Below are 25,282 nucleotides of genomic sequence, written 5' to 3'. Positions count from 1 at the left end.
CAATTTATTCCGGACGCATATGAGGAAACAGAAGTACATCGCGAATGGATGCAGAATCCGTCAGCAACATCACCAGGCGATCAATGCCGATGCCCTCTCCTGCAGTGGGCGGTAACCCATACTCCAGCGCGCGAACGTAATCTGCATCGTAATGCATGGCTTCATCGTCACCCGCATTTTTTTCGGCAACTTGCTGTTTAAAGCGGTCAGCCTGGTCTTCCGCATCATTCAGCTCGGAGAAACCGTTGGCAATTTCTCGGCCACCCACAAAAAATTCAAACCGGTCTGTGACGAACGGGTTATCGTCATTGCGACGGGCGAGCGGCGATACCTCGGTGGGGTATTCGGTAATAAAGGTAGGCTGAATCAAGCGGTGCTCAACGGTCTTCTCGAAAATCTCGATTTGGACTTTACCCAGCCCCCAATTGTCTTTCATCGGAATACCGAGGTTCTTCGCGACAGCGCGAGCAGACTCCGGGCTGTCGATATCCTCTGCCTTAAGATCGGGATTAAAGTGCAATATGGAATCGAAGACGCTCAGTCGAACAAACGGCTTTGCGAAATCATAAGTCACGCTCTCGTCCTCACCGAGTGTCGCAGTGACTTCGGTGCTACCCAGAACAGTTTGAGCCAAGTTGCGCAGCATATCTTCAGTCAGATCCATCAGGTCGTTGTAATCTGCGTAAGCCTGGTAAAACTCGAGCATGGTAAATTCCGGATTGTGACGGGTACTCAAGCCCTCGTTACGGAAATTACGATTTATTTCGTACACACGCTCGAAACCACCGACCACAAGGCGCTTCAAATAGAGCTCTGGGGCAATACGTAAATACATATCGATATCCAGCGCGTTGTGGTGGGTTTCAAACGGACGCGCCGTCGCACCGCCGGGAATTGCCTGCAGCATCGGTGTTTCCACTTCGAGAAATTCACGCCCATTCAGGTAGTCTCGAATAAACTGCACAATCCGTGAGCGGAGCAAAAACGTTTTGCGCACTTCCGGGTTGGCGATCAGATCCACATACCGCTGACGATAACGCAACTCCTGGTCTGCCAGGCCATGGTATTTATCTGGCAGAGGACGCAGGGCTTTGGTCAGCAGCTTGTATTCATCCAAGTTTACATAAAGGTCGCCTTTACCCGACTTATGCAGGACACCGGACACACCGATAATGTCGCCGAGATCCAGCGATTTAGCGAAGCCCCGCGCCTCTTTGGTCACGTACAACTGAATCTGGCCACTGCCATCCTGCAACACCATAAAAGCACCACGATTGCGGATGACACGACCGGCAACCGAGACAACCATCGCAGCCTCTTCTAACGCCGCTTTCTCTTTACTGCCGTGCGCCTGTTGCAAAGCGTCCGCGTGATGAGTCGGTCTGAAATCGTTGGGAAATGGGTTGCCGACAGCGCGCAGCTCAGCGAGCTTTGCACGCCGCTCTGCAATTAGCTTGTTTTCATCCTGCTGCGCGTCGGCTGCTTGATTTTGTTCGCTCATGTATCAGTGAATCCTGTGTACAAGGTTGTAAATAAATATGAGGGAGAATTGCGCGATCTTTTTACAGACCAGACTTCAGGCTGGCTTCGATAAAGTCGTCCAGTTTGCCATCCAACACGGCTTGGCAATTACTGGTTTGGATGCCTGTACGCAAATCCTTAATACGCTGGTCGTCGAGTACGTAGGACCGAATCTGACTGCCCCAGCCTATATCCGATTTACTGTCTTCCAGCGCCTGCTTTTCCGCATTACGTTTTAGAATCTCGTGCTCGTACATGCGCGCACGAAGCATTTTCATGGCTTTGTCGCGGTTGGAGTGCTGTGAGCGTTCACTCTGACACTGCACGACTATACCTGTCGGCTCGTGGGTTATACGCACAGCAGAATCGGTTTTATTAACATGCTGACCACCGGCGCCGCTGGCACGATAGGTATCGACCCGTAAATCGGCGGGGTTAATATCGATTTCAATATCGTCGTCAATTTCTGGCGAAACAAACACAGACGCGAATGATGTATGACGGCGATTACCGGAATCGAAAGGCGACTTACGTACCAGTCGGTGCACCCCAGTCTCTGTGCGCAGCCAGCCGAAAGCGTACTCGCCCTCAAAACGGATTGTCGCACTTTTAATGCCGGCTACTTCGCCCGCAGAGGCTTCTTCCAGCGTGGTTTTAAAACCCTTGTCTTCGCCCCAACGCAGGTACATCCGCAGAATCATTTCTGCCCAATCCTGCGCCTCTGTGCCGCCGGAGCCGGACTGAATATCCAGAAACGCGTTATTTGCGTCCATCTCCCCGCTGAACATGCGGCGGAACTCAAGAATTGCCAGTTGGGCTTCAAGGCTATCGATTTCACTCTGGACGTCTTCGAGACTGTCCTCGTCGTTTTCTTCCACCGCCAAGTCGATCAAATCGCGGCAATCGGTGACTCCGTGGTCCAGGTTTTCGATGGTTTCAACCACTAACTCGAGCGACGATCGTTCGCGGCCCAGCGCTTGCGCCCGCTCGGGATGATTCCAGACATCAGGCTCTGCCAGCTCAAGCTCAACTTCGGCTAAACGCTCTTTCTTTTCAGCGTATTCAAAGATACCCCCTAAGCACGTCGGTGCGCGCCTGAAGATCAGCCAGTTTATTTACTAGGGGGTTAACTTCCATACCAGTTCGCTACCTGTCGGTTTGAGGTGAAAAATGCGCGCGCATTGTACCTCAGGCCGCGGACTTTGGGAAAATTGGCGCCATTTGCCCGCAAATTAGCCCGCCAAAGACGGCGTTGAGGTTCCTTATCGCCCACCACCCTTGGTACCATAGCCGGCCGTTCGCACCGCAACCAGGACGCATTGTGAACACAGGACAGGGATGGCGCGCTGTGGCTCGTCTAAACTCAATAAAATAATAACTTCAGGGGTTTCAACCATGCTGAAACAAGCGAAGCTTCTCGCGCTACTGATAGCGACCTCGCTCACCGGTGGCTGCTTTGATGACGACGATGACAATTCCAACGCAGACCGCGACCCGATACCGGTAGAAAAAACGTATGTGGTGTTCAGTCCGGCAACCAGCGAAACCCCGATTCCCAACGACCTGCTGTTCAGCTCTGAACCGCTGGCCGATGGCACTATGTACGCGGGCAATGACCCAAGCAACCCTGTTATTACCGGTATCGATTTTCTGGATGGCAGCTCCGTTATTGCGCCACTTGATATCAAGTTCTCAGGGCCCTTGGACGACAGCCAGACTTTAGACGCCAACAGTTTTATTGCTGTTGACGGTGCTGTCATCCCCAACCCTAACCAAAACGTTTTTCTGCTACCCCTGACCTACCCCAGTGGCGACCCGCTGCAGCAGGCCAAGGTCAATGGCGTGGCGGTTGAAGTGCCAACCTTCTCGGCGGCGGCAGCCTATCAAACCGCAGTCAGCACGAGTGATATAACCACACTGCAAGCACTGGCAGTGCCTTCGGTTCGCGCAGAGCTGCTCAGCCTTGATGGCGATTTCAATAATGTAATTCGCATTTCCCCACTCAAGCCTCTCCAACCAGAAACCAAGTACCTGGTGGTTCTCACCCAAATCAGTGACCGCAACGGCAATCAGGTGTACCCGTCAATTGCCTACGATTACATCAAAAACCCGGAGTCGAATCTTGGTGACCTGGGATTGGATGCGCTGCGCGTTGCGATCCAGGGTTGGGAGCGGCTAGCGGCTGGGTACTTCTCGTTTAAGGACGCAGTGTATACCGCGGCTGGCATACCGGCGGCGGCCCCGGCGAGTGAAGACATTGTGCTGGCGTTGACATTTACTACTGGCGGAACTGACAGTGTGCTCAAAAGTCTGGTCGCCCCAGAGACATTTTTTGCCAAGAGTCTGACCACAAGCCTCAAACAGGATGCGATCTCCAAGCTCGTTGATGGAACTTACAATTTACAAGCAGACGCAGGCAACCTCTCCAGCGCCACCGACATCGCGGTTAATACGACGCTTCACGCGCTACTTACCACCCCCACGTTCGGCACAGCGCCGAACCCGCTGTATAACACCAGCATCGCGACTGCGATAACCGGTGGGGCCACCTACACAACTATTGCGCAAGACGCCACTGCGGCTCACCTGATGCAAAGGGCTGCTGCCGAAGCCGCCTATCAGGTTCACAACAGCGGTAGCGCGGCGATGGGCGACACCCCGCCCTATGTCGATATTAAGACCGAAGCGCAAGGTACTGTGGCTGCGCTTGCTCAGGGCGCCCAGGTCGCACCCAGTCAGCTATTCCCGATACCTTCGCCACGTTCAACCGGCTTCTACCGCGTAGATCTCGCCAGCAGTGTAAACCCCGCCCTGGCGGCGCCAGCCTTGGTCTACCAAGGCCAAATTACATTGCCTCTCTATCAGCAACCACCGTCAGAAATGGACGGAACCAACATCGTAAATGCGCGCTGGCAAGCAGATGCCAATGGCGTAGGTGCATTAATCGACATCGCGCGTGGCAACGAAATGGGCACCACGCCACCATCCAGCATGGTCACCTATCGCTACCCGTTCCCGGCCAAGCAGGCCGAGGTGACCGTGCCACTGCTGGCCACGCTGCCAGAACCTACCACCCTGGCCAACTTTGGTATCAACAAGCCTGAAAACGGCTGGCCGGTAATAATTTTCCAGCACGGCATTACTTCTGACCGCTCCACAGCGTTACCCATGGCCGATGCATTGGCGTTTGCCTGCGTTAAACCCGACCTCAGTGGCCCGAGTGGTGCGCCCTGTTTTGCGACAGTCGCTATTGACCAGCCTTTACATGGTGTCGCTGCCGGCGGTTCGCGCGTGCCTGGGCTCACGAGTGTCTCAGCTCCAGAACCCAACTTCGCGGCCAACCTGCCGGTCACGCCCTCGGCCGAACTCACCGAACGCCACTACAACTTCACTGCCAACGGAGCTAATCTGCCGATCCCAATGGACTACGCCGCAGAATTCGGCGAATCCGGAAGTCTGTTTGTGAATCTGGCGAACTTCGCCAATGCCCGTGACTCGCTCCGCCAGGCATCACTGGATTTACTGAATTTAAATGCCTCTTTGGCAACGATGGACGTCGATGGTGACGGCAGCGCGAACGATCTCGATACCAGTCGTGTCTACTTTATTGGACACTCCTTGGGCGCTATCGACGGGTTGCCCTTCGTTGCGCTGAATAACGCAGCGGAAATTCAGGACAGCCCTTTTAACGGGCTACCGCGGATTCAGGCCGCATCCGCCATGTTCGCTGGCAGTGGCTACACTCGGCTGCTGGCAAACTCGCCCAGCTTCGCGCCGGTAATCATGCCCGGACTGGCGCAAGCCAGTGACGAATTAGTGCAGGGTAAAAGCGGCCTTGAGGCGTACTTAAACATTTTCCAAGGCGTAATGGATAGCGCAGACCCGATCAACTATGCAAGCTACCTCCATGCAGCGACTGGCTCCACCGCTATCCTGTTTAGCGAAATTGTAGGTGATGGCACGCCTGACCATTTGTCTGACCGCGTCATTCCCAACGCTGCTGACGCGATGTGGGGAGCAGAAAACGGGCCTTTGCTAGCCGTGCTTGACGGTGGCTTTGCCATCGATGGCTTCCCGGCCCCGCTTTCCGGCAGCGAGCCGCTTATTGACAGCTTCGGTGCGAGCAAATCAGCCGAAGTGTCCGCATCCATCGCCCCCGCGGTGTTAATCACCCGCTACACCGAAGGATCGCACCTCACCCCTATTGTTGGCTCGAATGTGGAGATAGACCCGACCACCAGCGGTGCTGTTTTTTACGAACTACTTCACCAAACGACGATTTTCTTTGCCACTAACGGCGTTCCATCAGGCTCAATCGTAGATAATAGTGACATTATCGAGGATTAAACAGTCGAAAAACAGTCATAAATCCATATAAAACAATAAGTTAAATGGTTTAATTGACAAAATACTTTAACTTACTAGAATAGGGTTTCACGACCCTATTCACAGTGAGCTTATGTCATGGAATTTCTAGAGGCCAATCATCCTGAGTGGATGCAGATGTGGCAGGCACTGGCAAACTACCCCATTAACCAGGGCGATCCAATATGTCTGTTTGAGGGGCATTGTTGGGAGTATATGGGTTCCAGCGCAGACCACCATCACTTTCACCATCGCGGACACCCCAAAACCGGGCATGGCGAATTTGCTTATATTGAACGGCGTTGCGCTGGCGTTGGCTGGGCGCAAACGGCTTAAACTCGAACTTAACGAGAGCGCGTCTGCCACCCATTCAATTTTCATTGGAACCTTATAGCGGCGTTATTTGTTCGACCATCAACTGCAAACTCTCCTCACCGCGAAACTCGTTCACGTTAAGCTGATAGACAAGCTCGACCCATTGTATCGACGAGTCCGGCCATACATTTAAATCCACATTAAAAGCAATCGCATCCAACACCAAACCGGAATAGTCACCGGGAGTCACGACCAGCTTGAGGTGTTTTTCACCAACAATGCGCTGGTTTACAACCCGGAATTTGCCATCGAAACAGGGTTCAGGAAACGCCTGCCCCCAAGGGCCGAGCTCTGCGAGCGATCGAGCTACAGCGAGAGAAAAGTCCTCTGCCTGAAGCTCACCATCAGTAAGAATTTCGGCCGCAGGCGCCTCGCCTTCGAGCAGCCGTGATGTTTCTTCCACAAGCGCCAGCCGAAACCTGTCCAGATCCCGTTTTGCGAGCGATAGCCCTGCCGCCATTGCGTGCCCACCGAATTTGGTGAGCAGGCCGGGATGCCGCGTTGCCACCGCATCCAGCAGGTCGCGCAGGTGTATGCCAGGAATCGAACGCCCCGAGCCCTTGAGCGTTGCATCGTCAGCCTCGGCAAACACAATCGTCGGGCGATGGGCACGGTCTTTAATACGCGAGGCCAGAATCCCGATAACACCCTGGTGCCAATCCTCCTGGTACAGGCAGATCGCCAATGGCCAGTCGCGCTCCGCAGCCAACAACTTATCGAGATGCAGCAGCGCCTCCCGTTGCATTGATTGTTCAATTGAACGCCGCTCGCGATTGAGTTCATCCAGCTCTGCGGCAAGTTCGCGTGCCTCAGACTCGCTGTCAGCGAGCAGGCAACGAATACCGAGGGACATGTCATCCAAACGGCCAGCAGCATTGAGACGTGGACCAGCCACAAAACCGAGATCGGAAGCCTGCAGCCGCGCAAGCGGGCGTCGACCTATTTCAAACAAGGCGCGAATGCCAGCACAGCAGCGCCCAGCTCGAATACGATTGAGCCCCTGTGCCACTAGCGTGCGATTATTACTATCCAAGGGAACCACATCGGCAACCGTACCCAAAGCGACTAAGTCGAGGAACTGCGCCATATTTGGTTCTTGCAGGCCTTTGCGCGCGAACCAACCCTGGGCACGCAGATGCGCCCGCAAACCATTCATCACATAGAAGATAACCCCAACGCCCGCCAGATTTTTACTGGCAAAATCGCAGTGTAGTTGGTTAGGATTCACTATCACCTCGGCGCTCGGCAATATCTCGCCTGGCAAATGGTGGTCAGTCACCAACACCTGCATACCATAGGCCTGCGCGGCGGCGACTCCGTCCAGGCTCGCAATGCCGTTATCCACCGTTATTAATAGATCCGGTGCCAACGTCTTCACCACTTCGACAATTTCTGGCGTTAACCCATAGCCAAACTCAAAGCGGTTAGGTACCAAAAAGTCTACATGCTGGCATCCAAACGCCCGCAAGCAACGAACCGCCAACGCAGTGCTGGTGGCACCATCCGCATCAAAATCTCCCAGGATACAGACCCTTCCCCCACGCGTGAGAATGTCCGCTAAAAGTGCAACTGCAGCCTCCAGCCCGCGCATCGCCCCAGGTTTTAGTAGATTTGCAAGCTGGTAATCTAGCTGTTGCGGATGAGTGATGCCGCGAGAACTGAGCACTCGCTGCAGTAGCGGGGCATAAACGTTAAGGTGATTTAGTTGTTGAGGGGCGGACTGGCGACGACGAATAATTTTGCTGGTGGCTTGCATTGATAATTGTGGTTGCTGTTCTGTGGCAAAAGTGAATCTATTGGTTTGGCAATGAAAATTGCGAAGTCAATAGGCGGGGAGCGGAAGCACCGCCACTGCCCGACGGGAAATGTAAACCATTGAAATATATGAAAATTTACACATTTTTGTCAGTATTTCAAGGGCGCGCGATTGAACAGATAGGATCATCTATTTAATCGCCGGGTTAACAGGTGCAGAGTCTACGCTAAATAGCGCCCTAAAAGTGGACCTATGGTTCAGTTAGCCTACGAGGCGGCGATGAAGGGTGCGCATCTCACTATCGAACCGCTGATACACAATTTCAATCGCATCTGTCGCTTCCTGATAGTAGCCCATCACCGAGAGATTGGGTTCAGGCATCGCAAGCTGGGCACGCAAATTCGTTACAAACCGCAGCATCTGGGTTTGCTCTTTTTCACTCAATTGATCGACAAACCCTGACGACTGGAGCATTTGCTCCAACGCGCTTAAATGGGTATTAAGCAAGTTAACTTGCCTGCTGCGTTCGTCGCGGTGCACGCTTGTAAAAACCTGAACGCCAAGCGCCCGGCATTGACCGACCACCTCACCGAGCTTGAGGTAATCACGCCAGTTGGACCAAGTGTCCAGATATCGCTGCGAATTTGCCAAACCGTGATGGCGCGCAATCGATTCGAACAATTCGATCAACGCGACTATTAATCGTGAGTGCTGGCTGAAACTGTCCTCTGGTCGCAACTCGCGGCCGCGAGCAGACAGGCTGGCCCAATGTCGAGTGATACCTTGCCAGTCTTCGTTGTCGGCAAGCCACTCGTCGAGACCACTCATGTGGCGCATATCGATCACCACCTGATGACGCAGAATGTCGAGCTGCTGCAACGAAGAACTGATTCCCGCATGTCGCGCAATGCTCTGGCCGCGGTGCTGTTGTATGTGAGTAAGCAGCACTCTTCCTGCCTGCAGGAGCTGAATCCCCAATAATAAACGGCGGCGACGCTGGTCTCGCATACTGAAAACCAGTGTTAGAAAAGACAACGCCAGTACCGATCCTATCAATATGGCGGCAAATAGAAATGACTCAAACATGGTGGCTCCGCAGCTCGATCCTCAAGCATTGGGCAAAAATTGTTCCACTAACGCGCGACCGAAAGAGTATCAGTGGGCACGGCGAAAAATCAGGGGAGGGATAGGAAGGCAGTCACTCTGCCTTCCTAAAGTTGGTTTTAGTTTAGCCTGAAATGTTTTCGCGGATAAACAATTGAACCTGAGACAGATCATCTGCAATTACCTGATACCGCTCTTCGCGAGTGAACAGGTCCTGCATATGAAACGGGAGCGCAGGGTCCGAGGTCTGCCCTGCTTGTTTTACTGCTTCTGGGAACTTCGCCGGATGGGCAGTTGCTAGGCAAACCATGGGCGTACTGTTATTGCGACGCGTCTGACGCGCCGCCTGCACGCCAATCGCAGTGTGCGGGTCGAGCAGATATTCGGTCGACTCAAATACAGATCGAATCACATCGACTGTTTCATCATCGCCTACGCGATAACTGCTGAACAAAGCACGAGCCTCAGCCAGCACCGCATCATCCAACACCATGGAGCCTTCAGATTTAAATGTTTCCATCAAAGCGCCGATTTTGTTGCCGTCTCTACCGTGCAAATCGAACAACATACGTTCAAAGTTACTGGAAACCATGATATCCATACTAGGCGACAGCGAGTGCACCAAAGCTTGCTTCGAGTGATCGTTCTCACTGATACAGCGATGAAGAATGTCGTTGCTGTTGGTGGCAATAACCAGCTGCTCGATTGGCAGGCCCATACGCTTGGCAAGATAACCCGCGAATATATCGCCGAAATTTCCCGTAGGTACAGAAAAAGACACAGGCCGATGAGGCGCGCCCAATGCCAGGCCAGCGTAAAAGTAGTAAACAATTTGCGCCATGATGCGCGCCCAGTTGATGGAGTTTACCGCGACCAGCTGGCGCCCTTCAGGTAAAAACGATTGATCCGCAAAACTGGCCTTCACCATGTTCTGGCAATCGTCAAAGTTGCCCTGCAAGGCAATATTGTGCACGTTGTCTTCAAGCACCGTGGTCATTTGACGACGCTGCACATCCGACACTTTTTGATAGGGGTGAAGGATAAAAATATCCACATTCTCGCAATCACGGCAACCTTCGATTGCTGCAGACCCGGTATCGCCGGAGGTGGCACCCATAATTACGACTTTCTGATCCCGTTTTTTCAGCACGTAATCAAGCAGGTGCCCCAAAAACTGCAGTGCGAAGTCTTTGAATGCCAGAGTAGGCCCTTGGAACAGCTCTAGCACCCACTCGTTGTGCCCGGTTTGCACCAAAGGTGCGATCGCCTCATGACGAAAGCCCTTGTCTGCACTGGTTTTGTATGATGCGGCGATGAGCCTTTTTAGGTCGGCTTCAGGTATTTCGCCCTCTACAAACGGACTGATAATTTTTAATGCAAGTGCTTCGTAGCTGAGGCCCGCCCACGAGGCGATCTCTTCCTGCGAGAACTCCGGTAGCGTTTCTGGAACGTAAAGGCCGCCGTCGGTCGCCAGCCCGGTTAAAACCACATCTTCAAAATTGAGCGCAGGAGCCTGCCCACGCGTGCTGATATATTTCACCTGACAATCCTTATTTTAATGATTCAACTCGGATACGAACGACATTCCCCTGAATGGGTGACAGACTTTCAATTTGCTCAATCGCCTTGTTCACTTGCTTCTCTATTGTGCGATTGGTCAGCAGGATAACGGAAACATGCTCTTGCCCTTCTTTGGGCTCTTTTTGAATCAACGCTTCGATGCTGATGCCGGCTTCGCTAAAGATCTGTGTCACGCGTGACAAAACACCTGGCTGGTCCAGTGCAGAAAGCCGCAGGTAGTAAGCCGACTCGATCTCTTCAATCGGTAAGATGGTGTAGTCGTGCAGGTGATCTTCGCCGTACCCTAAATGAGGCACCGCAGTTGCGTCCTCGCTAACGTAACTGGAGTTAACCATGCGGCTAACATGCACGATATCTGAAATAACGGCGGAAGCTGTTGGCTCTGCACCGGCACCAGCACCGTAGTATAGGGTTGGCCCCACTGCGTCACCCTTAACAACCACCGCATTCATAACCCCATTCACATTGGCGAGCAGCCGCGACTGCGGGATCATCGTTGGGTGTACCCGCAACTCAATGCCCTTACCCGGCAGCCGGCGGGTAATGCCTAAATGTTTGATGCGATAGCCGAGTTCGTCTGCGTAAGCCACGTCCTCCGGCCGAATTTGGCTGATTCCCTCAGTAAAGACTTTGTCGAATTGCAACGGCATACCGAAGGCAATCGAGGCGAGGATCACTAGTTTGTGCGCAGCATCGATACCTTCTACGTCAAACGTCGGGTCGGCTTCCGCGTAGCCTAACGCCTGCGCTTCTTTAAGCACATCATCGAACTGGCGTCCTTTGTCGCGCATTTCGGTCAAAATGAAATTACCTGTGCCATTGATAATGCCCGCCAACCACTCAACCTTGTTTGCTGCGAGACCTTCGCGCAGAGAGCGAATGATAGGAATACCACCGGCAACCGCGGCTTCATAGGAGATAGTGACGTTATTACTTACCGCTTCGGCGAACAGCTCATTGCCGTACTCAGCAATAAGCGCCTTGTTCGCGGTTACCACATGCTTGCCATTGCGAACGGCCTGGAGTACCAGGTCTTTGGCGACCGTGGTGCCACCAATCAGCTCCACAAGAATGTCGACATTGGGGTCATTTACAACAGCGAAAATATCGTTGCTCACGGTTACGCCAGTCAAATCGCAATCCTCTCGGGTGCGACGTGCGCCAATATGGGTAATTTTAATCTCGCGTCCTGCTTTGGCGTTAATATCTTTGTTGTTCCGCGTCAGAACGTTAAACGTCCCACTGCCAACTGTACCCAGGCCACATATGCCGACATTTACCGGTTTCAAAGCATTATCCTCAATGAATAGCGTGGAGCACTCTGCCCCTCTAAAAAAGAAACGCAACCTTACTGACGCGAAGATAGCCTGTCAATGCGCCGCAACAAGCGTTTCCAGACTATTTCCAATGCCTTCCAGGCACAAAAAAGGGGCCTTATCGGCCCCTTAATGAACTCATACAGGATTATTAGCTGCCGCTTGTTACACCAATGCGCTCAGCCAGGTTTTTGGCAGGCATATAACCAGGGATCAGCACGCCAGAATCCAGAACTATGGCGGGGGTACCCGTAACGCCCATTTGCTGGCCCAACTCGTATTCGCTGGCGACCGGGTTGCCTTCACATACGTTCATAGCAATATCCTCACGGTTCTTCAGCGCAGTCAACGCTTTGCGAGGATCGTCAGCACACCAGGCTGAAGCGATTTTTTGATAGGACATAGAATTAAGTCCAGCGCGGGGATATGCCAGATAACGCACTTCAATGCCCATATCGTTCAACGCAGGCACTTCACGATGCAGCTTCTGACAATAGCCACAATCCACGTCAGTGAATACGGAAATACTGGCCTTTACCTCTCCTTTAGGCGAGAAAACAATGGCATCATCTTTATTAACGGTAGCCAGAAGGTCCTTGCGCAGCCCTGTCATGGACTCGTCGGTCACATTAACAATTTTTTTGCCATCAAGGTGCAGCATTTGGCCATCAATGAAGTACTGGCCGTTCTCCTCCATGTAAATAATCCCTTTGCCCATGATCTGGACTTCATACATGCCAGGAATAACCGATGGTTGAATTTTACGAATGCGCAGATTTTCGTTCGCCACCATCAGGCTCTTACGGATATTTTCTTCCGCCTGAGTAGCAGATACTTGCGTTGCAGAAGCTGCAGGTGCCGGGTCTTTGGCAGATGCTTGGCTGCTCTCTGCTTCGCTTTTGCACGATATCAGTCCTGCCAGAGATAAACCCAGCAGGGCCACCATGGTTCGTGAGAAATATGGGGTTAAAGTGTTCATACAGTCCTCTTAAATCGTTTCGTCGTTATTATTCTTGTCGAAGGGTCACGCCGGGCTACTAACAAAAGGCCGAAGTTGTGTTGTTGGAACCTCGAAGTCTACCATGGTTCCATTGCTAGCCGTCTATGCTAACAAGTTTCCTCAGGGGGGGAGAATCTGTGCTGCAGAGCGAGAAGTAACGCACACAAAAAAGGCGGCCAATGGCCGCCTTCGATAAACTTAGTTGAGCTTCTCTTTGATTCGAGCAGCCTTACCGGTCAGTTCACGCAAGTAGTACAACTTAGCCTGACGCACATCGCCGCGACGCTTCACAGTGATGCTCTCAACCTGCTTGCTGTGGGTCTGGAAAGTACGCTCAACACCAACACCGTGAGAAATTTTACGCACAGTGAAAGCGGAGTTCAGGCCGCGGTTGCGAATACCGATTACAACGCCTTCATATGCCTGCAAGCGCTCGCGGTTACCTTCAGTTACCTTCACTTGAACAACCACGGTATCACCGGGGCTGAACTCTGGAAGCTCTTGCTTGAGCTGCTCGTTTTCCAGCTCCTGGATAATTTTGTTCTTAGAACTCATGGTGTGCTCCTGATTTCTGTGTAGCCTCGCGGCTAGAAAAGGTTAATTCAATTAACGCCGTTGTGCTGACTGATAAACTCGTCTAGGAGCTTCTGCTCAAGCTCGGTCAACGCCAGCGCCTCTAGTAAATCCGGCCTTCGCAGCCAGGTTCGCCCAAGCGACTGCTGCAAACGCCAAAGTTCAATTCTTTTATGATCCCCACTCATCAACACAGCGGGAACCTCATCCTCACCCACTTTTTCCGGGCGGGTGTAGTGCGGGCAATCCAATAAACCCGTCTCGAACGAGTCCTGCTGAGCAGAAAGCTCGTCACCGAGCGCACCAGGCAATTTGCGGATTAAAGCATCCAACAGCACCATTGCCGGCAATTCACCACCGCTCAGCACATAGTCGCCAATCGAGAGCTCTTCATCGACATAACGCTGGATAAAACGTTCATCAATGCCCTCATAGCGGCCGGCGACCAAAATAAGGTTTTGCTGGCAAGACTCTGTGTCAGCGTTCGCAAGCTCATCGACCTTGGCTTTGCCCAGCCGCTGCCCCTGTGGAGACAGATATATCACCCATGCTTGCTCTCTACGCACATTGAGACGCTCGCAAGCATGCTCAACTGCCAGCGCCAGAGGGCCAACGCGCATTACCATTCCTGGGCCACCGCCATATGGGCGATCATCCACTGTCTGATGCTTGTCCGAGGAGAACTCCCGCGGATTGATCAGTGTCAGTTCAAGCAGCCCCTGCTCGAGTGCTCGTCGCGTGATGCCGCTGTCGCTAATCGCCCGAAACATTTCGGGAAACAGCGTAATGACCGCAACTTTGCGCAGGTTTCGACTCAAAACGCCGGGTCCCAACTCACCAGGATTTCCGCGCGCTCAAGATCCACAGCCAACACGTAGGTCTCCCACACATAGGGAATTAACCGCTCGCGCCGGTCAGCACTACTGTCGTCACCAACAACAACCAAAACGTCGTTCGCGCCGGTTTCAAGCAGCTCTTTAACAACGCCTAAGTCGCATTCCTGGCCTTCAAAGCGGTTTTTTACCCGCAAACCAACAAGCTCATGCCAGTAAAAATCGGTATCACCCAGTTGGGGAAGCTGACTCTTTTCTACCGCAATATCGACGTTTGTTAACAGCGCAGCCTCATCGCGATCATCAACGCCAGGCAGGTGGACGATAATTCCGTTTGCCCGCGCTTCAAACCCATCAATTTCGACCGGCTTTACCCCATGGCGCGTTTTCAACCACCAGGGGGAGTACTGCAAAATGTTGTCTTCAGGGCTGGTAAACGATTTAACTTTTATCCAACCCTTAATACCAAAAACGCCAGTGAGCCTGCCAACCGATATCAGGTTAGAGCGTTTGGCTGTCACTGGCGCAGTCGTATCAATCAGGGCGCTGAATTAAGCAGCGGCCGCGTCTTTGATCAACTTGGCAACGCGGTCGGACATTTGTGCGCCCTGACCTTTCCAGTATTCCAAACGCTCGTTGTCAACACGAAGACGCTCTTCCTGGCCACGTGCGATAGGGTTAAAGAAACCCAAGCGCTCGATGAACGCACCATCACGTGCGGAACGACTGTCAGTCACAGTCAGATGATAAAATGGACGCTTCTTGGAACCGCCACGGGATAAACGAATGCTTACCATGTAAGTCTTTCCTGTTTGTCGTTCTTTGTAACCAGGCGCCTGCAACGTTGAATCGCTGCCATTTACTGGGGCACCTGCGAAAGGCGGCGTATTTTAATGGAAAGGTTCCACCTTGTATAGGCCTAAATTACACCAAATTTTGTTTATTTACTGACCAAATCCGGGTGGCAATCCGCCGCCACCCATTGGGGGCATCCCGCCGGGGCCACCGCCGGGAAACATCCCTCCCATACCGCGCATCATTTTCTTCATGCCGCCGCCTTTCATTTTCTTCATTACCTTGCTCATTTGCTTGTGCTGCTTGAGCAAGCGATTCAGATCCTGAATCTGGGTGCCAGACCCGAGTGTGATACGGCGTTTACGAGAACCGTTGAGCAGATCAGGGTTGCGCCGCTCCGCCGGGGTCATTGAACCTATGATGGCGTCCATTTGCTTGAACTGTTTAGACACGTTGGCCTGGTCAACCATCTGTGCCATGTTCCCCATACCGGGCAATTTCTCGAGCATTGCTCCCATACCGCCCATGCTCTGCATCTGCTGCAACTGATCGCGCAAATCTTCCAGATCGAAGCGCTTGCCTTCCTGCACTTTCTTGGCGAACTTTTCAGCCTTCGCCTTATCAATTTTCTGCTCGGCTTCCTCGATCAGCGACATAATGTCGCCCATTCCCAGAATACGCGAGGCTACCCGCTCGGGGTGGAAGGGTTCGAGCGCTTCGGTTTTTTCCCCAACGCCCATAAACTTAATAGGTTTACCGGTGATATGCCGCACAGACAGCGCCGCACCGCCTCGCGCATCGCCGTCAGTTTTCGTCAAAACCACGCCCGTCAACGGCAGCGCGTCGTTAAACGCTTTGGCGGTATTGACCGCATCCTGACCAATCATCGAATCAATAACGAACAAGGTTTCAACAGGGTTTACCGCCTTGTGCAGCCCCTGTATCTCAGCCATAAGCTGTTCGTCGATATGTAAACGCCCTGCGGTATCCACGAGCAGCACATCCATATGCGATTTTTTGGCCTGCTCGATGGCGGCTTTGGCAATCGCAACTGGCTGCTGATCAGACGACGAGGGAAAAAACTCAGCTTCAACTTCGGCTGCCAGTGTCTCCAACTGCTTAATTGCCGCTGGCCGATATACATCAGCACTGACAACCATGACCTTTTTCTTGTGCTTCTCTTGCAGAAAGCGAGCGAGTTTAGCCACAGTGGTGGTTTTACCCGCTCCCTGTAAACCGGCCATCAGCACAACCGCTGGCGGCTGGGTCGCCAGGTTCAGGCTCTCGTTAGCGGCCCCCATCAACTCGGTGAGCTCGCTTTCAACAATTTTTAAGAACTGCTGACCAGGGTTCAACGCGCGCGACACTTCCTGCCCCTGGGCACGCTTGCGCACGTGGTTGATGAAATCCTTTACCACCGGGAGGGCGACGTCGGCTTCCAGCAAGGCTTTGCGCACATCGCGCAGCGCGTCCTGAATGTTGTCGTGGTTGAGGCGCGACTTCCCGGTAATTTTCTTGAGGGAACGCGTTAAGCGATCAGACAGATTGTCAAACATAGCGAATTGTCGGTTGCGATGAAGGTTTTCGGTGGCCCGATGTTGGGAAAAGCCGGCAAGTATAATGGCTCGCCCGCACAAATACGACCGCACTTTCTTTATAATGTCACCCTTTACCCGGCCGATATCGCCACGAAGGCGACCGCAACGCAGATAACTCCACATGTACAGTGCTTCTACCGTCGTTTTATATCTCGCCGCCTGGGCGTTTCTCCTGCATTCGTTATTGCGCCGCGAAACCATTCAAGAGAAGCGCTTGTTAGTTTTGATCGCACTGGGCACAGCGGTTCATTTCATCGCCGCACTACTCTCCATAAAGACCAGCCAAGGTTATCACTTCGGCTTTTTTAAGGTGCCGTCACTCTTTTTCGCCGTAATAAACTTGGTGGTATTACTCAGCAGCCTGCGCAAACCCTTACACAACCTGTTCTTGTTTCTTTTGCCGCTAAGCGTGACATCTATCTTGGTTTCCAGTATCGAGGACGCCAGCAAGGTGACACACCACCTGACCCTGGAAGTAATAACGCACATTATGCTGTCGGTTCTGGCCTACAGCATGCTGACAATCGCCAGTTTGCAGGCCCTTTTGCTGGCATACCAGAACTACCAGTTGCGCCATAAACATCTGCGCGGGGTGATGGGGTTGCTTCCGCCGCTACAAACAATGGAAACGCTACTGTTCGAGCTGGTTTGGGCTGGAGAGATTCTGCTCACGTTGTCGATAATCACCGGCGTCATGTTCACCACCAGCTTTGTCGAACAGCACCTTTCTCATAAAACCGTTTTTTCGGTGCTATCCTGGTTAATCTACGCGCTCTTGCTTTGGGGCCGCCACACCCTGGGTTGGCGCGGTGCCGCAGCAATTCGCTGGACACTAGGCGGTTTTGCGGCTTTGATGCTTGCTTATTTCGGCAGCAAACTGGTACTGGAGCTAATCTTGCACAGAGTTTGATCGCGCAATTGACACTAACCTTGATCAGGCCGCCAAAGTCGGTCAAGATAACCGGCCCATGTAAACACAGGCACACAACTCGTTGGACAGCATCCCTACTGACCTGCAAATAGGACTCCTGGTCGCCCTCATTTTTGTCTCCGCTTTCTTCTCAAGCTCCGAAACGGGGATGCTTGCGATGAATCGCTATCGCCTCCGCCACCTGGTGAAAAAGAAGCACAAGAGCGCTATGCGAGCGGCCAAATTGCTGGAGCGCCCAGACCGCCTGATAGGCGTTATTTTAATTGGCAACAACCTGGCTAATATTGTCGCTACGCTCTTGGCTGGCGTACTGACTCGTCATTTTTTCGGCGAGTGGGCAGAATTAGTGGTGCTTCCCTTCGCGCTGACAATTGTTCTACTTATCTTCGCCGAAGTTACGCCAAAATCAGTCGCCGCCGTATACCCTGAAAAAATTGCCTTCCCTGCGTCGCTGGTGTTGAGCCCTCTGCTAATTTTGCTTTACCCATTTGTACTGCTGATCAACATCATTTCTAACAGTATCGCGCGCCTGTTCGGGCTCGACCCGTCTCAGGCAAGACGCGCCGACCATCTGCGCATGGAAGAGCTTCGCACCGTCGTGGACGAAGCCGGCGAACTGATTCCCGACCAGCACCAAGGCATGCTGCTGAATGTGCTGGATCTGGAAAAGGCTACCGTGGAAGATATTATGGTGCCCCGCAACGAAGTGGAAGGCATCGACATTGAAGAAGATATATGCGTGATTCTGCAGCGCATACGCGCAACGGAGTACACCCGACTTCCAGTATATGAAGGCGACATCAATAACATTATTGGGGTCCTGCACTTGCGCAAGGCCGCCAGATTTATTCAAGGCGACGACAGCACGGTAACCAAAGAGGCCCTGAAACAGGAGCTGAGCGAACCTTATTTCGTACCTGAATCAACCCAACTGCACACCCAGCTACTGAATTTTCAGCAAACAAAGCATCGCATGGCAATTGCTGTCGACGAGTACGGCGACGTACAAGGCATTGCTACGCTTGTAGACCTACTGGAAGAAATCGTCGGGGATTTCGCTACCGATGAATCTTACGATATCGCTGAATCTATTGTTGAATGCGCGGACGACTGGTACTTGATAGACGCATCCGAATCGGTTCGCGACATTAATAAAAACCTGGGCTGGAACCTGCCCACAGACGGCCCAAAAACGCTGAATGGGATTATTGTGGAGTATCTGGAAAGTATTCCCGATGCCTGCGTCAGCTTCGAATTGGGTAACTATCGCTTTGAACTGGTAGAACTCAGCGATACACGCATCGAAAAAGCCAAATTATTCGAGTTTCGCACCTGATCAACCTATTTTGAGCGCACCAGCCTGATACGAGCGATATCGCCCCGGCTTACTTAGGGCGAAAGCGAATTTCTGGTGCGGAGTGTTCACGCCCCAGCTCGATCCCGTAAAAACGCGCGAGAAACTCAACCAGTACTCGCGCGGTGAACCCCCAGATAATGTGACCCGCGTAACGGTATGCTGGCGACCAGTACTCCTCCCCGCGCCATTCAAATACATCCGTTCGAACGCGCTTGTCCGCGACCAACTCCGCCAACGGGAACCAGAAAAGCTCATCCAGCTCCGAAGGGTTAGGCGCCAAATCCACATCGGCAGGGATACGTCCAACATAAGGGGTTACGCGCGTTCCCTGACGGGTGTAGCTGGGCTGCAACTCTCCCAGAAAACTGAACACCTGAGGTACCAGGCCAACCTCCTCTTCCGCTTCCCGCAGTGCCGTGGCGTAGAGATCCGGATCGCCAGGCTCCCACTTGCCTCCGGGGAATGCCACTTCGCCGCTGTGGCTCGACAGGTGGACAGCGCGCAGGGTAAGCAGGATTTCTTCCTGCCCTTTAGGGCGATCCGATAGCGCTAACAGGACCGCAGCCTGACGGTGAAATTCTTTCATTGAATCGTTCTTTGCTGCCTAACGAAGGAATCTCTCGCTCAGCAAGAGCCCCCAACCACTTATTTTTCTACGTTCGCACTCTGAATTAAAGCATGTTTATCATGGTTTGAATGTATTTGCGCCCCGCGATCTAGTCGCTAGCGAAACCAATACTTGCAGGATACGACAAGATGTAAAAAACGCCACAATATTAAAAAGTCTTTCTATATCAAAAGGTTACCAAGTTCACAAAAATTATTTGTGCGCCAACCCGCGGCCCGTCTACTTATAACAACTCTGTCTAAAAGAAGGTGTACACATAGCGACCAAAAGTGGGTAGCATAAAATTCGAGCAAAGCAAGTTTTTTCAGAAAATCGTCATCTGTCGGACCCCTCCCCGTCCAGCTCGTTCCCACAGGGGCAGAACAGACGACAACGATTTACAGGTAACCCGCGATGACAGACTGGCCATCTTTTGAACGACTATTCCATATGGCTGAGCACGAGCCTGAAGCGCTCGAGGCGTTTCGACAACAAGAAGTGGCCGCCATTATCGATAGCGCTCCGGAAGAAATGCAGCGCCGTCTTCGCGGCCTCCAGTTCCAAATTGATTGCCAACGCGAGCTGCATCAAACCCCTGTTGGCGTATGCATGGCGATCTCGCAGATGATGCATGAGTCGCTCGGCAAGCTTCAAAATGCGATGATCGACCTTCAGAACGTCGGCTTGCCCGAAGAGCGGGCAAGTACAGATACCCTGATACCCGCAACGTCCGCCGCTGTTATTCCTTTTCCTTTGGCGGGTTGCTGAGAGGCAGCAAAGAAAATGCGGGCTCCTCATACGGATGAGCCCGTCGCAGCGCGTTGATTACGCCATCGGCACACCGTCCATCCACAACCATTTCTATTCGTTTCTCAGCAACGTATTCCAATGTGTTTTTCTCGCCGAGAAACGGTTGGCTACCGGCGAGAGGACGGAATTGCCCCCTCCCCTCAGTCTCCCAGCAACACTGGTCATAGTTCCCAACGCGCCCCGCGCCCGCACAAAATACAGCGTGCTTGACCTCCTCCGCGTACCCGCTCGGGACATAAAAGACCAACTGGAACAATGACATCATTCGATCCGCCGTATTGCGATATGCATTAAGTGTGTAAACTGTGCGCCAACCAACCATTGGAGAGATTTGTACACCCATGCTTCTATTTGTCGATCAGCTTACCAATGTAGACTTCAGCTATCTTGACCCGGAGCGGGGCCTGGTGGGTGAAACCTGGCTCGCAGGCGTCGAGCTGGAAGGCGCGCTCGACGACCAGGGGATGGTGTGTGATTTCGGCACAGTCAAAGCCAAGTCTCGCCACTGGCTAGACGATACCATAGACCACTGCTTACTGGTTCCTGCGGAGCATCCCGCCATCGCGATTGTCGATGCGAACGGAAACTACGAAATCACAATGACGCTCACCAGCGGAGAAACCCTTTTCTGTAAAGCGCCTAAGCAGGCGATTACTCTGGTAAAAACCAAGCACATTAACGAAGCATCTGTGGGCGAGTGGTGCGTTTCTCAGCTGCTGAAATTGTATCCAGCATCGGTAAAATCTGTCGCAGTGAGCTTTGTACCGGAAGTGATTGATGGGCCCTACTACCACTACTCTCACGGGTTGCGAAAACACGCCGGAAACTGCCAGAGAATCGCCCACGGACACCGCTCCAAGCTTGAGGTAAAAATCGACGGCAAAGCCGCTGTCGAGGTGACTGCCAAGTGGGCTGAGCTCTGGCGAGATATCTATATTGGTTCAACACCAGATCTGATCAACGATTCCGGCGACCAGTACACCTTTGCCTACACCGCAGCCCAAGGTGAGTTCAGGCTAAGCTTGCCAAAGCGCCTTTGCTACCTGATCGACACAGACTCCACCGTGGAACTGATCGCCAGCCATATTGTTCAGCAGATTAAAAGCCGCTTTCCGGAAAATAGTGTGAGTGTGAGAGCTTACGAGGGGTTGGCAAAAGGGGCTGTGTGCAGCCTCTAGATTAGATTCTAGACCACAGGATATATCGGGCTCGATTGTCAGCAACTTCTTAGCACTAGTGCCGACCAAGCTCGGAACGTACGGGCACAACACCGGAGCATGGCACGCCATCGTAGTAGTCATATATCACCGATTTATCGGCCACCATGATATGGGAAAGGCTGACCGTGTGTGCATCTTCCCGGTGCATGCAAACACTCGTAGCGCTTGGCGCACCGCCGTGACTGAAGTGGAAGTCCAATAACTTTTGTCGCGACGCTGCATCACCAACCTTGCTCAGGTAGCATTCCCAGCGAGCGCGCAAGACCTCATCAAAAAACTTGGCCGACGACACCATGGGGCTTTCAGCCAGATGCCTGGTGGTTCGTTCTCCGTCCCAGCAGTAAAGATTAACTCCCCGGCCCGCGCGCAAACTGAGCGGACAAAAACACAACAGCGAAAATGGTGCGAAATGGCTAATTGGTTGCGAGGATAGTAGCTGGGCGGCGTCTTCGGCATCACGTGCGCCAGAGAGAGCTTTGACTAAAACACCGCGAGACAACAACTCGCCTGCGGGCATCGCCCCCTGATAATAATTAAGCAGGGCAAGAGTCACTCCGTATTGGTTTGTGCTCAACCATGTCCCGCCGCCCTGAGGGTCTACGGGCATCAACACGTGCGTCCCCGCAACCACAAAACCCTGTGGCGGATCTGCTCTACGCCGCGACTTCTGCTCATCGCGGTTAAAGAGCACTTCATATCCATCCGGCCGCGTCATCCAGCTTAACGTACACATCAGCCTATCTCCGCCAACTCGCTACCAGATCGCAAAAAACTCGCCGTAGCAGGGGCGACACCCAATTCAGATTCGACGCGCAAGCCCATCGCAGCGGCCAGCATGCCCATCAGAGCAAGATGATGAATACAATGGCTGGCAGCAAACATCAGCTCACGAGCAATGTTTGACTCCACAAGCGTCGACACCTGCTGGGTGAGGTCGACTTCGCTGCGCACGGTTATAACGTTGTCGAGACAACCTGCGGGGATACACTCCAGCCAGGCCTGGAGTCGCTCAATATTCGCGAGGGCTAAAGTTTGATCATGCTCTATCCCAGCGCCCCGGCGACGAAAATCATAGTCAACGACACCGCCTGCGTCGCTAGCCTGAACCAAGGCTTCGTACATATCGAGAATATGACGACAGTGGGCGCCTATCGCGCTGCGCGTAAGCAGAGGGGTTTCCGCACCATACTGCTCACCCGTTAAGCTGCATACAAAACCGTGCAACTGCGCCAATGCCTGAATATTCCCATCTACGACTGGATGCGTCGTGTTCCCCATAAATAGTTAGTCCTGTTGCGACGAAAACGCTATGTGCAACCGCCCGTTAGGCCCCAGCAATTCCCGCCAGACGATAACCAGCGCACTGGCCCATACCAGACAGGCCATTACAAAGAGCGTACCACCATCATCACCGCTCACATTGCCCGCGCTATCGAAGCTCGGCATAACGACGCCCAGCGGCGTAAAAAGGTGGAATACAATTGCGCCGGAAATAATACCCAGCGCAAGCAAGGCAGCAAACGGTCGCCAGCGCGTAAACAAACCTACCGCGGCAACCAGTTCCAACGAGCCGATAGCATAGGCGCCGTAAGCTGCAAACCAGGTAAATCCTGACCACGCGCCGAGCGTACCAAAAATATATTGCGTTTCTAGGGAGTTGGAGAATTTGAAGAACAAAGATTGGACAAAAACGAAGGCGATCCAGCAGGAGAGAATAGCTAAACCGTATTTTTTTAAAAATTCCATCAGGTAGCCCTAAGCTCGCGAATCCAGGTTTTGATCATTTGCCAGGCGGAAGGAACTTTGTGTCCCGATCGCCTGACCGCTTCGCCTATAGAGAACAATATCCGATATTGGTTCAGTAGTACGTGCAACGTGATAAAAATGTTAAATTTTGGATCCCAGATATGGGTTTGCTCGCTGCTTGCGCCATTGATTTCGATAATGGAAAAACGCTCGCCCCTGGCCAATGATTGGATGGTATCGAATTTAATGTCCAAGCGGCCGTAATAAAATTCCGGAACATCCTGCAGAATACGGTCGAACACTTTTTCCAGGTCGGGGGTTATCCAGTCAGCGCCATCGCGAAAAATACTGCCCCGGCAGTGGCTGCCGAGAAACCCCAGTACAACTTCTTCGCCCAGCGCAGGAATGTCGTCCAACCGATTGCGGCAGTAGGCTTCGTATACTCCGGCTAGGCGCCGGGCGCGCGCGTGCTTTCTTATAAGCTGCTGAATGGTGTGCGTTCCGTCACCAATAACGGTGGGCCGGTACTTGAGCGTGAGCGAAACAATCCGGCCGCGCTCGGCATGGGGGTGGCGTATATAGAATACCCCAGCCTCTGCGCTCCAGGGCGCAAGCTGCTGTATCAGAAATACTCTATGGTGCGGAAACGTGCGAATGTATTGCCGCAATTCCTCCTTGGAGTCGCACTTACTGACGCCCGCGCCACGGCAACCCAGATCGGGCTTTGCAACTATGGGAAAGTCGATCTTTGCGAGCGCCATCTCGCGCAACGCCTGCGCCAGCATGACATCGTCGGATGTATCAGTGCGCGCAACAGATACCCAGGGCAAGATAAATGGCGTTGCCACGTTGCCAGCTTGCGAAAGAATCCCCGCTTTGGATTCTCCTACCATGCCCCCCAGCGGGATGTTGGGGTTGGCGAGCATGGGCAAGCCCCAACTGCGATAACGCACTGCCAGTAACAACCAGTAGGCAACCACCGGCAAATACATAATCCACGCGGGTAGGAATTCATACCACGTGTAGGGCCTGTCACCGAGTTTCAATTTAGGCAAGCCGCGATTAACGCCCTGCTCCATGTCGCAACTAACCATCGTTGGCGGCAGCCTTATTTTTGCGCTCCACCCATTTCGGAATCAGCCAGTTGTTGGCCAGAAGTAACGCCAACGCAAAGCCAATCAATGTCCATTTCCAGGGACTTTCACGTACAAACGCCGACATACCAAACAGGTGCACGACAGCGAAAATCATCAGTACCCATAGTGCGCCGGCCGTCACGATCGATGCCAGAAATCGCCGCAACGGTATCCGCCACACACCACAGAATGTGTAGCACACGGTGCGCAAACCCGGGATGAATCGCACGAGGAAAATATTAGACAAGGTGCGCTGGTGGAAACGCTGCTTCATAGCTACCGCGCGCTTACTTGAAAGAAGTCGCCGTGTCAGCCGCGGCCAGCGGTGCGCGAATCGCCCGAGTATATAAAGCGCAAAATCACCCGTACCAATTCCCACCAGACCTGCGACAAACGCCATACCGAGAGGAAGCCGGTTATCCAGCGACAAAAGTGCGGCAGTCACCACCGCTGCATCCTCCCACAACCAAGCAAGGAGAATGACACCCGCTGCGAGCAACCAGGGATTACCTGCTGTCGTGGTTATTAATTGCTCTACCGTCAAGGCCACGCTGGCCCCCAAAGACCTGAGTTAAATACAAAGTCAGCAACAAACGCCGCGTTGTGCCAGCTCCGTTGCCCGAACCCAAACGCAACTTACAAAAAAGCCGCCCTTGCG

The 25,282-nt window shown here is 53.0% G+C and carries 25 protein-coding genes; 6 read left to right on the top strand and 19 right to left on the bottom strand.

Going from position 1 to position 25,282, the window contains the following annotated elements; genetic code table 11:
* Positions 1-4: 4 nt before the first annotated feature.
* The gene (gene lysS / locus TERTU_RS05210; RefSeq protein ID WP_015820518.1) at positions 5-1,501 is read right to left on the bottom strand and encodes a lysine--tRNA ligase; all 1,497 of its coding nucleotides are present in this window, start codon (positions 1,499-1,501) and stop codon (positions 5-7) included.
* Between the two features lie 61 nt (positions 1,502-1,562).
* Positions 1,563-2,658, bottom strand: a protein-coding gene (gene prfB / locus TERTU_RS05205) for a peptide chain release factor 2 (RefSeq protein ID WP_143876269.1) whose coding sequence is annotated in 2 segments (ribosomal slippage) — positions 1,563-2,585 and positions 2,587-2,658 — 1,095 coding nt in all. Because the reading frame shifts where the segments join, the coding sequence is not laid out codon by codon here.
* 258 nt (positions 2,659-2,916) lie between these two features.
* Here prfB and TERTU_RS05200 point away from each other — a divergent pair.
* Positions 2,917-5,868, top strand: a complete 2,952-nt coding sequence (locus TERTU_RS05200; RefSeq protein ID WP_015818385.1) for a lipoprotein — start codon at positions 2,917-2,919, stop codon at positions 5,866-5,868.
* 117 nt (positions 5,869-5,985) lie between these two features.
* Complete coding sequence (locus tag TERTU_RS05195) at positions 5,986-6,222, top strand: hypothetical protein (protein ID WP_018015164.1); 237 nt, start codon at positions 5,986-5,988, stop codon at positions 6,220-6,222.
* A 52-nt stretch (positions 6,223-6,274) separates the two neighbouring features.
* Here TERTU_RS05195 and recJ read toward each other — a convergent pair whose 3' ends face one another.
* The 10 genes from recJ to ffh form a co-directional block, all read right to left on the bottom strand.
* A complete protein-coding gene (recJ, locus tag TERTU_RS05190; protein ID WP_015818567.1) occupies positions 6,275-8,017 on the bottom strand; it encodes a single-stranded-DNA-specific exonuclease RecJ in 1,743 nt (580 codons plus the stop codon).
* Between the two features lie 261 nt (positions 8,018-8,278).
* On the bottom strand, positions 8,279-9,103 hold the full coding sequence (locus TERTU_RS05185; protein WP_015816791.1) for a hypothetical protein: 825 nt from the start codon (positions 9,101-9,103) through the stop codon (positions 8,279-8,281).
* Between the two features lie 142 nt (positions 9,104-9,245).
* A complete protein-coding gene (thrC, locus tag TERTU_RS05180; RefSeq protein ID WP_015817374.1) occupies positions 9,246-10,661 on the bottom strand; it encodes a threonine synthase in 1,416 nt (471 codons plus the stop codon).
* A 10-nt stretch (positions 10,662-10,671) separates the two neighbouring features.
* Positions 10,672-11,991: a homoserine dehydrogenase gene (locus TERTU_RS05175; protein ID WP_015817208.1), complete on the bottom strand. Its 1,320-nt coding sequence runs from the start codon at positions 11,989-11,991 to the stop codon at positions 10,672-10,674.
* Between the two features lie 178 nt (positions 11,992-12,169).
* On the bottom strand, positions 12,170-12,997 hold the full coding sequence (locus TERTU_RS05170; protein WP_018015168.1) for a DsbC family protein: 828 nt from the start codon (positions 12,995-12,997) through the stop codon (positions 12,170-12,172).
* A gap of 219 nt (positions 12,998-13,216) precedes the next feature.
* Complete coding sequence (gene rplS / locus TERTU_RS05165) at positions 13,217-13,573, bottom strand: 50S ribosomal protein L19 (protein WP_015820141.1); 357 nt, start codon at positions 13,571-13,573, stop codon at positions 13,217-13,219.
* Between the two features lie 47 nt (positions 13,574-13,620).
* Positions 13,621-14,409: a tRNA (guanosine(37)-N1)-methyltransferase TrmD gene (trmD, locus tag TERTU_RS05160; RefSeq protein WP_015820598.1), complete on the bottom strand. Its 789-nt coding sequence runs from the start codon at positions 14,407-14,409 to the stop codon at positions 13,621-13,623.
* A complete protein-coding gene (rimM, locus tag TERTU_RS05155; RefSeq protein WP_015818427.1) occupies positions 14,406-14,945 on the bottom strand; it encodes a ribosome maturation factor RimM in 540 nt (179 codons plus the stop codon). The genes trmD and rimM overlap by 4 nt, the downstream gene beginning before the upstream one ends.
* A 30-nt stretch (positions 14,946-14,975) precedes the next feature.
* Positions 14,976-15,221, bottom strand: a complete 246-nt coding sequence (gene rpsP, locus TERTU_RS05150) for a 30S ribosomal protein S16 (RefSeq protein WP_015819072.1) — start codon at positions 15,219-15,221, stop codon at positions 14,976-14,978.
* Positions 15,222-15,368: 147 nt separating this feature from the next.
* The gene (gene ffh / locus TERTU_RS05145; protein ID WP_026160570.1) at positions 15,369-16,775 is read right to left on the bottom strand and encodes a signal recognition particle protein; all 1,407 of its coding nucleotides are present in this window, start codon (positions 16,773-16,775) and stop codon (positions 15,369-15,371) included.
* A gap of 163 nt (positions 16,776-16,938) precedes the next feature.
* On the opposite strand from ffh, the gene TERTU_RS05140 reads away from it, so the two are divergent.
* Together TERTU_RS05140 and TERTU_RS05135 are read left to right on the top strand one after the other, a co-directional pair.
* The gene (locus tag TERTU_RS05140) at positions 16,939-17,727 is read left to right on the top strand and encodes a cytochrome C assembly family protein (protein ID WP_015818321.1); all 789 of its coding nucleotides are present in this window, start codon (positions 16,939-16,941) and stop codon (positions 17,725-17,727) included.
* Between the two features lie 82 nt (positions 17,728-17,809).
* On the top strand, positions 17,810-19,084 hold the full coding sequence (locus TERTU_RS05135) for an HlyC/CorC family transporter (protein ID WP_015820869.1): 1,275 nt from the start codon (positions 17,810-17,812) through the stop codon (positions 19,082-19,084).
* A 49-nt stretch (positions 19,085-19,133) separates the two neighbouring features.
* On the opposite strand, the gene TERTU_RS05130 is transcribed toward TERTU_RS05135, so the two are convergent.
* Entirely contained in the window at positions 19,134-19,691 is a 558-nt protein-coding gene (locus TERTU_RS05130; RefSeq protein ID WP_012779329.1) for an NUDIX hydrolase, read from the bottom strand.
* A 435-nt stretch (positions 19,692-20,126) separates the two neighbouring features.
* Between TERTU_RS05130 and TERTU_RS05125 the strand changes: the two genes are divergently transcribed.
* Positions 20,127-20,480: a DUF3135 domain-containing protein gene (locus TERTU_RS05125; RefSeq protein ID WP_015820672.1), complete on the top strand. Its 354-nt coding sequence runs from the start codon at positions 20,127-20,129 to the stop codon at positions 20,478-20,480.
* On the opposite strand, the gene TERTU_RS22145 is transcribed toward TERTU_RS05125, so the two are convergent.
* Positions 20,452-20,787, bottom strand: a complete 336-nt coding sequence (locus TERTU_RS22145; RefSeq protein ID WP_041590067.1) for a YqfO family protein — start codon at positions 20,785-20,787, stop codon at positions 20,452-20,454. The genes TERTU_RS05125 and TERTU_RS22145 overlap by 29 nt on opposite strands.
* A gap of 76 nt (positions 20,788-20,863) precedes the next feature.
* Here TERTU_RS22145 and TERTU_RS05115 point away from each other — a divergent pair, with 76 nt between their 5' ends.
* On the top strand, positions 20,864-21,700 hold the full coding sequence (locus TERTU_RS05115) for a 6-carboxytetrahydropterin synthase (protein WP_015819007.1): 837 nt from the start codon (positions 20,864-20,866) through the stop codon (positions 21,698-21,700).
* A 55-nt stretch (positions 21,701-21,755) separates the two neighbouring features.
* Here TERTU_RS05115 and TERTU_RS05110 read toward each other — a convergent pair whose 3' ends face one another.
* The 5 genes from TERTU_RS05110 to TERTU_RS05090 are packed head-to-tail and all read right to left on the bottom strand — an operon-like array spanning position 21,756 to position 25,174.
* Entirely contained in the window at positions 21,756-22,475 is a 720-nt protein-coding gene (locus tag TERTU_RS05110; protein ID WP_015819714.1) for an NRDE family protein, read from the bottom strand.
* A complete protein-coding gene (locus TERTU_RS05105) occupies positions 22,475-23,020 on the bottom strand; it encodes a DinB family protein (RefSeq protein ID WP_015817631.1) in 546 nt (181 codons plus the stop codon). Before TERTU_RS05105 ends, TERTU_RS05110 begins: the two co-directional genes overlap by 1 nt.
* Positions 23,021-23,026: 6 nt before the next feature.
* Positions 23,027-23,488 carry a hypothetical protein gene (locus TERTU_RS05100; RefSeq protein WP_015818580.1) on the bottom strand — a complete coding sequence of 154 codons (462 nt, stop codon included), beginning with the start codon at positions 23,486-23,488 and terminating at the stop codon, positions 23,027-23,029.
* On the bottom strand, positions 23,488-24,582 hold the full coding sequence (locus TERTU_RS05095) for an ATP-grasp domain-containing protein (protein WP_041590066.1): 1,095 nt from the start codon (positions 24,580-24,582) through the stop codon (positions 23,488-23,490). Before TERTU_RS05095 ends, TERTU_RS05100 begins: the two co-directional genes overlap by 1 nt.
* Positions 24,575-25,174, bottom strand: a complete 600-nt coding sequence (locus tag TERTU_RS05090; protein ID WP_015820306.1) for a DedA family protein — start codon at positions 25,172-25,174, stop codon at positions 24,575-24,577. The genes TERTU_RS05095 and TERTU_RS05090 overlap by 8 nt, the downstream gene beginning before the upstream one ends.
* Positions 25,175-25,282: the final 108 nt, after the last annotated feature.

Source organism: Teredinibacter turnerae T7901, assembly GCF_000023025.1.
Taxonomy (GTDB): domain Bacteria; phylum Pseudomonadota; class Gammaproteobacteria; order Pseudomonadales; family Cellvibrionaceae; genus Teredinibacter; species Teredinibacter turnerae_B.
Note: the sequence above shows the minus strand (reverse complement) of the source record. Positions and strands in the feature narration are given on the sequence as shown.